General features: G+C 69.8%; 8 protein-coding genes. 7 read left to right on the forward strand and 1 reads right to left on the reverse strand.

The window, feature by feature from the left end:
- Window positions 1-133 precede the first annotated feature (133 nt).
- The 6 genes from ACFXJ8_RS08935 to ACFXJ8_RS08960 all read left to right on the forward strand — a co-directional run bounded on the left by ACFXJ8_RS08935 (window position 134) and on the right by ACFXJ8_RS08960 (window position 7,791).
- Window positions 134-1,936, forward strand: coding sequence for an LCP family protein (locus ACFXJ8_RS08935; protein ID WP_379643261.1), 1,803 nt, complete (start codon window positions 134-136; stop codon window positions 1,934-1,936).
- 172 nt (window positions 1,937-2,108) lie between these two features.
- Window positions 2,109-3,641 carry an arylsulfatase gene (locus tag ACFXJ8_RS08940; RefSeq protein WP_379643262.1) on the forward strand — a complete coding sequence of 511 codons (1,533 nt, stop codon included), beginning with the start codon at window positions 2,109-2,111 and terminating at the stop codon, window positions 3,639-3,641.
- The gene (locus ACFXJ8_RS08945; RefSeq protein ID WP_379643263.1) at window positions 3,638-4,645 is read left to right on the forward strand and encodes a formylglycine-generating enzyme family protein; all 1,008 of its coding nucleotides are present in this window, start codon (window positions 3,638-3,640) and stop codon (window positions 4,643-4,645) included. Before ACFXJ8_RS08940 ends, ACFXJ8_RS08945 begins: the two co-directional genes overlap by 4 nt.
- Window positions 4,642-5,556 (forward strand): HAD family hydrolase, encoded by a 915-nt coding sequence (locus ACFXJ8_RS08950; protein ID WP_379643264.1) that lies wholly within the window; start codon window positions 4,642-4,644, stop codon window positions 5,554-5,556. Before ACFXJ8_RS08945 ends, ACFXJ8_RS08950 begins: the two co-directional genes overlap by 4 nt.
- 74 nt (window positions 5,557-5,630) lie before the next feature.
- Window positions 5,631-6,161, forward strand: coding sequence for a hypothetical protein (locus ACFXJ8_RS08955; RefSeq protein WP_379643265.1), 531 nt, complete (start codon window positions 5,631-5,633; stop codon window positions 6,159-6,161).
- Window positions 6,154-7,791 carry a cytochrome bc complex cytochrome b subunit gene (locus tag ACFXJ8_RS08960; RefSeq protein ID WP_379643266.1) on the forward strand — a complete coding sequence of 546 codons (1,638 nt, stop codon included), beginning with the start codon at window positions 6,154-6,156 and terminating at the stop codon, window positions 7,789-7,791. The genes ACFXJ8_RS08955 and ACFXJ8_RS08960 overlap by 8 nt, the downstream gene beginning before the upstream one ends.
- A gap of 7 nt (window positions 7,792-7,798) precedes the next feature.
- On the opposite strand, the gene ACFXJ8_RS08965 is transcribed toward ACFXJ8_RS08960, so the two are convergent.
- Window positions 7,799-9,835 carry a spermidine synthase gene (locus ACFXJ8_RS08965; protein ID WP_379643267.1) on the reverse strand — a complete coding sequence of 679 codons (2,037 nt, stop codon included), beginning with the start codon at window positions 9,833-9,835 and terminating at the stop codon, window positions 7,799-7,801.
- A gap of 175 nt (window positions 9,836-10,010) precedes the next feature.
- Here ACFXJ8_RS08965 and ACFXJ8_RS08970 point away from each other — a divergent pair, with 175 nt between their 5' ends.
- Window positions 10,011-11,381, forward strand: a complete 1,371-nt coding sequence (locus ACFXJ8_RS08970) for a S8 family serine peptidase (RefSeq protein WP_379643268.1) — start codon at window positions 10,011-10,013, stop codon at window positions 11,379-11,381.
- Window positions 11,382-11,705: the final 324 nt, after the last annotated feature.

Raw genomic sequence — 11,705 nt, forward strand, 5'->3', positions numbered from 1 at the left:
TCATGGGCTGTTCATCCCACATTGGTCATCTGTCATTGATGTCCCGATATGGGGGCTAGAATCCTGGCAATCTCGTGACCAACGGGGGGCAAACCCTACGGTTTGGCCTGGTACGACGTGCGAAGGAGCCAGTGTGTCGAAGCGCCCTGGAGGAGACTCCGCCGAGCGCGGCAGAAAACGGCGTGCTCCTCGGCGTGCCGAGTCCTCCCCGCAGGACCGCTCGACCCAGGACCCCACCGCCCCGGATCCCACCGCAGAGGACCGGGCGGCGCAGGGTCAGGCCCCTCAGGAACGGGCTCAGGGCCACACCGAGTCCGGTCGCGCGGGCCGCAGGCGGACCGGTGCCGGATCCGCGGACGGCAACCCGGTCCAGGAGCGTGCGACGCATCCGAGCAACCCCAGGCCCAGAATCGGCAAGCAGCCCAAGGCCCCGAGGGCGCCGAAGGCCGTCCAGGCGCCCAGGTTCGCCGCGAAGATGAGCGTCGGCTCGATCGTCGGCTGGACCGCGCTGTCGGCGCTCGTCCCCGGCGCCGCGCACCTGCGGGCCGGGCGGCGCCGTACCGGACTGATCCTCATGGGCGCCTTCGGCGCGCTGCTGATCACGGTGCTCGTCTACGGCCTGTCCTTCCTGGGCAATGTCGGCGCCGTCGCACGGGAGAGCACCATGCTCACCGTGTCGGTGGCCGCCGGGATCGCCGCGCTGGCGTGGTTCGCGCTCGTGCTCACCTCCTACATCACGCTCGGCCCCGACCGCCTGAACGGCCGGGGCCAGATCGTTTCCGGAATCATGGTCGGCCTGCTGTGCGTGTCGGTGATGGCGCCGTTCGCGTGGACCGCCAGCACGGTGCTGACCGTCCGCGAGACCGTCAAGGGGATCTTTCCCTCGACCGCCGACCCGGACGTGCAGCCGATCAAGGAGGAGGACCCGTGGAACGGCAAGGACCGGGTCAACTTCCTGCTCATCGGCGGTGACGGGGCAGGCAACCGCGAGGGCGTGCGGACCGACAGCATGACCGTGGCCAGCGTCAACATCAAGACCGGCAACACCGTGCTGTTCAGCCTGCCCAGGAACCTGCAGCACGTACGGTTCCCCGCCTCCTCGCCGCTGGCCAAGCACTTCCCCAACGGCTTCATGGCCGAACTGCCCAACGGCGGCCTGCTGAACGAGGTCTGGAAGTTCGCCAACGACAACCCGCAGATCATGGGCGGCAAGAACAAGGGCCCCCGCGCGCTGATGGACGCGATCGGCCACACGCTCGGCCTGCGGCTCGACTACTACGCCATGATCAACATGTACGGCTTCGTCGACCTGGTCGACGCGATCGGCGGCATCAAGCTGCGGGTGGAGAAGGACATCCCGTGGGGCGGCAAGTTCGGCACGGCGGGCACGATCAAGGCGGGCTTCCAGCGGCTGTCGGGCGAGGAGGCGCTGTGGTACGGGCGCTCCCGCGTCGTCGACGACGACTTCGGCCGCATGGGCAGGCAGCGGTGCGTGATCGGCGCGTTCGCCCAGCAGGCGACGCCTGACAAGATCCTCACCAACTTCACCGGAATCGCCCACGCGGCCAAGCGCATGGCGCAGACGAACATCCCGCAGGAGCTGCTGGAGCCGCTGGCCAACCTGGCGCTCAAGGTGAAGGACGCGCGGATCACCAGCCTGCAGTTCGTGCCGCCGCACTTCTACACGGGCTCGCCGGACTGGCCGAAGATCCGCAGGGCGACGGTGAAGGCGCTGAACGACTCGGCGAAGCCGTCGCGGCGGGCGCTGGCGGCGCACGTGACGGCCTCTCCCGGGGCGACCACCACCCCGTCGGGCAGCCGTCCCTCGACGCCGCCTGCCAGCCGTACCGCCACGCCTTCGCAGACGCCGACGAGGAACGGGCAGTCGGCCAACAACGGCTCGGCCAAGAGCCTGTCGGAGTTGTGCGGCCTCTGACCTGGCCGCCGGTGCCCCGCCCACGCTGATGTGAGGCGGGGCCGCAGTCGAGCACCCCCAGCGGGTCGGGTCCTGCCGTCCACGGTCCGTCGACGGACTGTGGAATCTTGACCGCTCAATGGTCCGGATGTTCCGGCTCGCGGGTGATGCTGGTCGAACGGAGCCGCGTGTCGTGGCTCTCGGCGATGTCGACCTGGGGGAACGCATGCCGGAGCGACCGAACATCCTGGTCATCTGGGGAGATGACATCGGGATCTCGAACCTCAGCTGCTACAGCGACGGCCTGATGGGATACCGCACTCCCAACATCGACCGGATCGCCGACGAGGGTGTGCGCTTCACCGACTACTACGGCGAGCAGAGCTGTACGGCGGGCAGAGCCGCGTTCATCACCGGTCAGAACCCCTACAGGACGGGGCTGACCAAGGTGGGCATGCCCGGCGCCGACATCGGGCTGCGCCACGAGGACCCGACGATCGCCACCGCGCTCAAAGCTCAGGGGTATGCCACCGGCCAGTTCGGCAAGAACCATCTCGGCGACCGTGACGAGTTCCTCCCCACGGCGCACGGTTTCGATGAGTTCTTCGGCAACCTGTACCACCTCAACGCCGAGGAGGAGCCGGAACACGTCGACTACCCGAGCGAGGAGGAGTTCCCCGAGTTCAGAAAGCGGTTCGGGCCGCGAGGGGTGATCCGCTCATGGGCCAAGGAGGACGGCGGCCAGCGCATCGAGGACACCGGACCACTCACCAGGAAGCGGATGGAGACCTGCGACGAGGAGTTCCGTGACGCGGCGATCGACTTCATCCGCAGCCAGGCCGAGGCCGACACGCCCTTCTTCGTGTGGTTCAACTCCACGCACATGCATTTCCGCACGCACTGCAAGCCAGACAGCAGAGGCCGCGCGGGGCGTTGGCAGTCGGAGTACCACGACACGATGCTCGACCACGATGACATCGTCGGGGACCTGCTCGCCGTCCTCGACGAACTCGGCATCGCCGAGGACACGATCGTCGTGTACTCCACCGACAACGGCCCGCACATGAACACCTGGCCCGATGGCGGCATGACACCGTTCCGCAACGAGAAGAACTCGAACTGGGAGGGCGCATACCGCGTTCCCGCCGCCGTGCGGTGGCCGGGCAGGATCCCGGCGGGTGTCGTGCTCAACGGCATCGTCAGCCACACCGACTGGTTCGTCACCCTGCTGGCCGCGGCGGGCGCGCCGGACATCGCCGACAAGCTCAAGGCGGGGACGGAGCTCGGCGGCACCTCGTTCAGGGTGCATCTGGACGGCCACAACCAGCTCTCCTACCTCACCGGCGAGGTGGACGAGAGCGCGCGCAGGCACTTCTTCTACGTCTCCGACGACGGAGACCTCACCGCGCTGCGGTTCTCCAACTGGAAGCTGGTGTTCCTGGAGCAGCGTGCCGTCGGAACGCTGCGGGTGTGGGCCGAGCCGTACACGGAGCTGCGGGTCCCAAAGATCTTCAATCTGCGCACCGACCCTTACGAGCGCGCCGACACCACCTCCAACACCTACTACGACTGGTTGCTCGATCGGGCGTGGGCGCTGGTCCCGGCGCAGGCGTACGTCGCGGGCCTGCTCTCGACCTTCGCCGACTTCCCGCCGCGACAGGCGCCGGCGAGCTTCAGCATCGACCGGGTGATGGACAAGCTGCGCGCCGGGCTAGCGAGCACGTGAGCGACACCGGACGTGTCGGCGATCGCGCGGCATGGATGACCCACGGCGCCGACGGCGCGATCCGCCTCGACGGCGGGGTCTTCACGATGGGCTCCGACGACCACTATCGCGAGGAGGCGCCGGCCCACAGGGTTCGGGTGGACGGGTTCGCCATCGACCCGTTCGCCGTCACCAACCGCCGTTTCGCCGCGTTCGTGGCGGCGACCGGCCACGTCACCGTGGCCGAACGGCCGCTGGACCCGGCCGAGTTCCCCGGCGCTCCCCCCGAGAATCTGGTGCCCGGGTCGATGGTGTTCGTGCCCACGCCAGGACCGGTCGACCTCCGGCATCTCAGCCTCTGGTGGAGGTGGACGCCGGGCGCGTGCTGGCGCTTCCCCGAGGGGAGAGGCTCGGACATCGGCGACCGCCTCGACCACCCGGTGGTGCACGTCGCCTACGAAGACGCCGCCGCCTACGCGACCTGGATCGGCGCCGCGCTGCCGACCGAGGCGCAGTGGGAGTGCGCCGCTCGCGGCGGCCTCGAGGGCGCCGCGTTCACCTGGGGCGACGAGCCGCGCCCTGAGGGTCGCATCATGGCCAACACCTGGGACGGAGACGACTTCCCCTGGCGCTCGACGGGCGAGTCCGGCTGGTCGCGGACCGCGCCGGTCGGCTCCTTTCCGCCGAACCTCTACGGCTTGTTCGACATGGCGGGCAACGTCTGGGAATGGACCTCCGACTGGTGGAGCGAACGGCACCCTGACGAGGCCGCGGCACCGTGCTGCGTCCCCCGCAACCCGCGCGGCGGTGACCACGATGCGAGCTACGACAGGGCGCAGCCCCAGTTCCGCATTCCGCGCAAGGTGATCAAGGGCGGATCCCACCTGTGCGCCGACACCTACTGCCTGCGGTACCGGCCCGCCGCTCGTCGGCCGCAGATGATCGACACCGGCATGAGCCACATCGGCTTCCGGTGCGTCTGGGACTCGTCCACGGCCGGGCAGGTGACGGAGGTCGAGTCGTGACCGCCGACACCCGGCTGCCATCGTGGCGGCCGGGCGCGACCAGGGACACGCTCCTCGAGTTCCTCGACGCCGCCCGCTCGGTGCCGCGGGCCGATCGGGTGGCCTACTTCGACAACGACGGCACGTTGTGGTGCGAGCGGCCGGCATACGTCCAGCTCGAGTTCTTTCTGAGCGCTTTGCGGCGGCGCGTGGCGGACGACCCGTCGATCGGCGAGCGAGCCGAGTTCGCCGCGCTCCTCAGCGGCGATCAGGGCCGGGTCGGCGAACTCGGCCTGGTGCGTGTCGCGCTCGCCCTCGCCGGCCTGTTCGAGGGCTTCACCCCTGAAGCGTTCGCCGCCGAGGTCCGATCCTTCTTGGCGAAGGCGACCCACGCCGCGCTCGGCCGGCCGATGAGCGCGACCGTCTACCAGCCCATGCTCGAGCTGATCGGCGAACTGCGCCGGCAGGACTTCACCGTCGGCATCGTGACCGGAGGCGGGACCGAGTTCGTCCGCGCGGTCAGCGAGGACCTCTACGGAGTGCCGGCCGAGCTCGTCGTGGGCACGCTCATCGCCTACGACTTCGAGCGCGACCGCTCCGGGCGTCCTGGGCTGCGCCGTACCGGCCGGGTGCTCGGAGACGCCAACGAGGGACCGGCCAAGGTCACCAACATCCAGACGCAGCTCGGGAGGCGCCCGATCCTGGCCGCGGGGAACTCCGGCGGTGACCGCGAGATGCTCGAATGGGCCGTTGGCGCGGACCGGCCGGGTCTGGCGCTGCTCGTCGACCATGACGACGCCGAGCGCGAGTACGCCTACGCCGGCAAGGCGGGGACCCTGACGGAATCCGAGCCGATCACCGAGACCGCCCTCCGCGCCGGGTGGAGCGTCGTCAGCGTGGCCAACGACTGGGAGACCGTCTTCCCCGGCTGATGCATCTTTGACGGCTGGAAGTGCCTCCACAGAAGGTTGCCGCGCGAAGATGGGAGAAAGAGGGTGAGGGGGCGATGACCCGGATGCACCAGCTGACCGAACTCCTCGACGCGCTGGACGCCCAGCTGCCTGCCGTGCCGTACCGGATCAGGCACTTCCCCGAGGGGGAGGAGTTTCTCCGCCTGGGCCTTCCCGACTCCACGCGCTCGATCCTGTACGTGTCGGGGGATCAGTGGATCTGTGTGGGCGAGGACCGGTCCGGCATGGTCTCGCAGCGCTGCCTCGGCCGGGTGGGTGAGGCGCCGGAGGCCATCGTCAGCCGCCTGGCGGTGCCCGCGGCGACGCCGCCGCGGCCGCGTTCGCGGGCTTCCCGGCTGGTCCGCACGATCGCCGTCGGCGTGGCCTCGGGCGTGGGCGCCTGCGTGCTGGCCGCGATCGTCATCGCGATCCTCGTGCTCGGCAACGGCTACGGGTACGGCTCCGACGTCGTGTACTGGACCATCAACGCGCTGGCCGCGGGCGTCGGCGTGGGCGTGGGCTTCTGGGTGGCCTGGCGATACCACCGCGCCGTGTCCGGGCGCAGGAAGGCGCAGGACGATGGATGAACTGACGAAGGTCCCCAAAGCCATCGGCGCTCCCGCGGAGTTCGTCGACGACCGGACGGGCACGGGCGCCTTCCTGCGACGGAACCTGCGCAAGGTCTTCCCCGACCACTGGTCGTTCCTGCTCGGCGAGATCGCGCTCTACTCGTTCATCATCCTGCTGCTGAGTGGCACGTTCCTGACGTTCTTCTTCAGGCCGAGCATGGAGCACGTGATCTACGACGGCGCGTACGCGCCGCTCAGGGGCGTCATGATGTCGGAGGCGTACGCCTCGACGTTGGACATCAGCTTCGAGATCCGCGGCGGCCTGCTGATGCGGCAGATCCACCACTGGGGGGCGTTGCTGTTCGTGGCCGGCATGATGGTGCACATGCTGCGCGTCTTCTTCACCGGCGCGTACCGCAAGCCGCGCGAGCTCAACTGGCTGATCGGCGTGATGTTGCTGACGCTGGCGCTGTTCGAGGGCCTGACCGGCTACTCGCTGCCGGACGACCTGCTGTCCGGCGCGGGTCTGCGCATCACCCAGGGCGTGATGATCTCGCTGCCGCTGATCGGCACCTACCTCTCCTTCTTCCTGTTCGGCGGGGAGTATCCGGGCGAGGATGTCATCGCCCGGTTCTACTCGCTGCACATCCTGCTGATCCCCGGCATCCTGCTGGCGTTGATCTCGGCGCACATGGTGCTGATGTGGGTGCAGAAGCACACCCAGATGCCCGGCAAGGGCCGTAACAACCACAACGTGGTCGGCGCGCCGTTCTTCCCGGCGTTCATGCTCAAGGCCGGAGCATTTTTCATGTTCACCTTCGCGGTCATCACGGGGCTGGCGACCTTCGCGCAGATCAACCCGATCTGGGCATTCGGCCCCTACACCCCGGCCGACATCTCGGCGGGTTCGCAGCCCGACTTCTACATGGGCTTCCTGGAGGGCTCGCTGCGGTTGATGCCCGCGTGGGAGATCAACCTGTTCGGGACCAACGAGTTCGGCACGCTGCCGTTGAGCGTGATCATCCCGGCGCTGCTGCCGATGGGCATCATCATGACGGGGCTCGCCCTGTATCCGTTCCTCGAACAGTGGATCACCGGCGACCGGCGCGAGCACCACGTCGCCGACCGTCCCCGCAACAACCCGCACCGCACCTCGATCGGCATGGCGGCCGTCACGTTCTACGGCGTGCTGTGGCTGCTGGGGGCCAACGACGAGATCTCGGCCAACTTCCACATCAGCCTGAACTGGACGACCTACATCGGCCGGGTGTTGGTGATCTTCGGCCCGGTGATCGCCTACATCGTCACCTACCGCATCTGCCTGGGCCTGCAGCGCTCGGACTCCGCGGTGATCGGGCACGGCGTGGAGGCCGGGGTGATCAAGCGGCTGCCGCACGGCGAGTACATCGAGATGCACACGCCTCCGGCCGACGACATCGAGGCCCACATGCGGGGCAAGGAGGCCATCCCCGAGGTGGGCGCGGGGGCCGACACCGACGGCATCCCGCCGAAGGGGATGCGCGGCCCGCTGGGCAGGCTGCGCGCGCGGTTGTCGAACGCCTACGGCGGCGAGAAGGTGCCGCTGGACGACGGCAGCGGGCACGGCCACGCCGCCCTCGGCCACAAGGACGACACGACCGCGCCCTAGATGCGCCCTACGTGGCCGCCGTCCGGCGGGGCAGCAGGGCGAAGGCGCCCAGGTAGAGGAGCGCGGCCACGATCAGCAGCCCCTGGTAGCCGATGACCAGCGCGAGGTATTCGAGGCAGCCGCCCACCATCGCGCCGAGCAGGTTCGCGCCGAAGGAGGTGGTCGCGTCGGCGGTGTCGGCGAAGCGCTTGGCGAAGACGACGTTCGCCGCGAAGATCGGCAGGAACGCCACCGTCACCGCCGCCACCGCGCGCAGCGGCACCGGCAGGCCCAGCAGCCACGAGTTCGGCACCAGCCAGGCGAGCGCGAGCCCGGCGAACAGCACGCCGTACATGACGGGCAGGGGTGGGGTGCGGAAGCGGCGGGTGACCTCGACCGCGGCGAGGACGGCCACCAGCACCCCGGCGAAGACGATGGCGTTGACCACCCACGTGGTGCCGAACAGCAGCGCGAACCCGGTGACGCTCTTGGTCTCCAGCAGCAGGAAGCCCACGCCGAGCAGGAACAGGTCGGCGTAGGGCCGCATCCTGGAGAACGGCCCCGCGACCACCCGCACCGCCGCCAGCGAGACGAGGAGGATGAGGGTCAGCGTGATGATGTACAGCGACGGGATCGTGAAGTCCTTCAGGTAGAGGAAGGGCCGGTCGTCGCCGGTCGGCGCGGGCGTGCCGGCCGCGGCGCCCGCCCACTCGCTGCCGCAGCGCTGGGCGTCGGGCGTGATGCCCGCGGTGATGACGGCCTGCTGGCCCGCCTGGCTGACCACGTCGACGCACGGCTTGTGGCCGAAGGCGTTCTGCATGGTGGCCGCCAGCCGGTCGACCAGCCAGCTCTCGCGGTAGTAGTTGTACATCGAGAACGCGCCGCCGGGTTTGAGGTGCGCGCGGGCGGCCCGCATGGCCTCCTCGGTGAACAGGTAGCTCTCCAGCCGCAGCGACGAGGCCCCGGACACCAGCGTGAGGGAGTCGGGCAGGGCGAACAGGATGAGGTCGTACTTCTTGTCGGTCTGCTCCAGGAAGGCGCGGCCGTCGGTGATGGTGGTGCTCACGCGCGGGTCGCTGTAGGGGTGGTCGGGGTGGTAGGTGCCGCCCAGCTCGCGCAGCTTGGGGTCGATCTCGACGGCGTCGACCTTCTGCGCGCCCTTGGACAGGGCGATGGCCACGTCGGTGCCGCTGCCTGCGCCGACGATCAGCACCTCCTTGGGCGGGCTCACCGCCCTCTCGTACGGCAGGCCGTACTGCGCCTCCCACTGCAGCCTCGCGGCGGCGGGCACGGCCTCCTGGTGCGGGATGCCGTTGACCTGGATGTTCATGACCTGCTCGCCGGCCCGTTCGAGCTCCCGGTAGGTGACCTTGTAGTAGGGCGACCACAGGGCCCCCGCGGTGAGGGTCTCGGCCAGCAGCAGTCCGACGACGACGATCGAGGGCGTCACGACCAGCAGCAGGTAGAGCACGGGGGGCTTGGGCACCAGCAGCAGCGCGTAGGCGACGGCGACCAGGACGCCCCAGAAGATCGGCGGCGCGCTCAGGAACGACAGCGCGGTGAACAGCGCGATCCCGCTGAGCGAGCCGATGAGGTCGTAGCGGTAGGCCTCCAGCCTCGGCAGCTCGGGGAAGCAGCGCCCGACCAGTTCGGCCGGCCCCATGAGCACGATCGCGGCGGCGGCGAAGATGATCGGCAGGATGACCCACGCGGGCGGTCCTGTGGTCGCCAGGCTGGTCCAGTACAGGACGCCGTCGGCCTGCCGGTCGACGGTCACCGGGAACATCAGCACGACGGCGACGAGCGCGGCCAGCACGACGGGCGAGTAGTACGGCTGCCGCCTGCTCCTGCCGACGCGCAGGAACCCGAGGCCGATGCCGAGGAAGGAGCCGAGCAGGACGAAGTTGGTGAAGTAGCTCAGGTGCACGATGTTCGAGCCGGTCCAGCGGATCAGCGCGAGTTCGAGGAAGAGCATGAACCCGCTGGCCAGGATCAGCCGTGGCCGCACGGCCATCCAGTGATCACGCGTGGAGTCGGAGGAGGTGCCCTGCACCTGTGCGGTCATGCCGCCACACGCTAGTGAACCGGCCGTCGGCAGGGAAGCCCCCACACGGCGTCCCGTTACGGGCGATTTGCCGTGTTATTGCAGGTCACAACCCTGAAGACTCGCTGGACGCGGCGGTGATGTTGAAGGAATGTGGGGGTGGTTCATTCCCTCCAGCAGAATCCGGTGATGCTCCATGCGAGTACTGATCCAGCTACGCCCCTCCCCCGATCTCGTGGCGGCGGTCGCCGACCCGGGACAGACCGCCACCACCGCCGACGTGGCCGACGGCCTGCCGGGCGTGGTGCTCGACCCCTCCTTCGTCCCGGTGGCCGTGCCGCGGCCCGTGCCCGCCCCCGGCGGCGATCCGCTCTCCCTCGACCAGCCGCTCGACTTCTCGCTGGCCGCCGAGGACGCCTCGGTGCTCGTGCGGGGCGAGATCTCCGACGACGAGCTGTCCACGCGGGTGGCGCTGCTGCCCACGCTCCGCTCCGACGTGGTGGGCATCTTCGCCGACCCCGTCATCGAGTCGAGCTTCACCTGCGGCGGCGACGCGCCCGTCGGCGACTGGCGCGACGTCGAGCGCCTGATCGGGGCCGCCGCGTTGCAGGCCGAGGGCCTCGACGGCGCGGGGGTGGCGCTCGCCGTCCTCGACACGGGCATCAACGCCGCGCACGTGGCCAGGCACCTGGGCAGGGGCGTCAACCTCGACGCCGAGCGCAGCTGGAACCCCTCCAGTGTGTCGGGCCGTCCCGGCGAGTTCGAGGTGGACCACGGCACGATGTGCGCGTTCGACACGCTGATCGGCGCCCCGCAGGCGTCGCTGATCGACATTCCCGTGCTGCTGTCCAGCCGTCCCGGCGGGTCGGCGCTCGACGGGCTGCTGTCGGACGCGGTGGCCGCCTTCGCGCATCTGCGGACCGTGCTCGACGCGCAGCCCGCCGACACCAGGGCGCTGGTGATCAGCAACTCGTGGGGGTCGTTCTCCCCTCGATGGGACTTTCCGCCCGGCCATCCGGGCAACTACTCCGACAACGCCGCCCACCCGTTCAACCTGATCGTCGCCTCTCTCGATCGGGCGGGCGCCGACGTGCTGTTCGCGGCGGGCAACTGCGGCCGCGACTGCAAGGACGGCAGGTGCGCCTACCCCGACCGGCCGATCGTGGGCGCCAACTCCCACCCGAGGGCGCTGTCGATCGGCGGCGTCGACGTCACCGGCGAACGGGTCGGCTACTCCTCGCAGGGCCCAGGACGGCTGGCCGCCCGCAAGCCCGACGTGTGCGCCTACACCCACTTCTCGGGCTCGAAGGCGTTCGGCGACGGCGAGCCCGACTCGGGCACGTCGGCGGCGTGCCCGGTGGCCGCGGGTCTGGTGGCGGCGATCCGCACCCACTGGCCCGCCTCGCGCCTGTCGCCGAGCCAGCTGCGCTCGCTGCTGCGCCGTACCGCCGAGGACCGCAGCGAGGTCGGCTACGACTTCGACTACGGTTACGGCGTCGTCGACGCCGCGGGCGTCCTGGCCGCGCTCCAGCGCAGGGCCAAGCGCGTAGCGTCTCTGATCAGTTGAGCGATCCCGTGCCAGACCTGGTGTCTGGCACGGGTTCTTCCCACCGTGGAGGGGTGGCGTGAGCGTGCAGGTGGAAACCCGCGCCCAGTGCTGCCCCTCGTGGCCGGTGTCGGCCGGTAGTGGGTGTGCTGATCGCTGCCACGCCCTGGTTCCGGTGGGCTGCGCGGGGCAGCGGGGTCCGGACCGTGTGAGCGTGTCCCTCCGGACGCTGGCCCGCACCACCATCAGATCGTGCGGGGGAGGGTGCCCTGCGTCGCCTGGGCGCGGGGCGTGTGGAACGAGGCCGGGTGGGGGCGGTCTTGGACCGGTCCGTCCGGCTGGTCT

Source organism: Nonomuraea sp. NPDC059194, from assembly GCF_042754765.1.
Classification (GTDB): domain Bacteria; phylum Actinomycetota; class Actinomycetes; order Streptosporangiales; family Streptosporangiaceae; genus Nonomuraea.

Excerpts from the sequence above, each read along its gene's own strand:
- ACFXJ8_RS08955 (WP_379643265.1), top strand. The coding sequence starts at position 5,631 with ATGACCCGGATGCACCAGCTGACCGAACTCCTCGACGCGCTGGACGCC.
- ACFXJ8_RS08960 (WP_379643266.1), top strand. The coding sequence starts at position 6,154 with ATGGATGAACTGACGAAGGTCCCCAAAGCCATCGGCGCTCCCGCGGAG.
- ACFXJ8_RS08965 (WP_379643267.1), bottom strand. The coding sequence starts at position 9,835 with ATGACCGCACAGGTGCAGGGCACCTCCTCCGACTCCACGCGTGATCAC.
- ACFXJ8_RS08970 (WP_379643268.1), top strand. The coding sequence starts at position 10,011 with ATGCGAGTACTGATCCAGCTACGCCCCTCCCCCGATCTCGTGGCGGCG.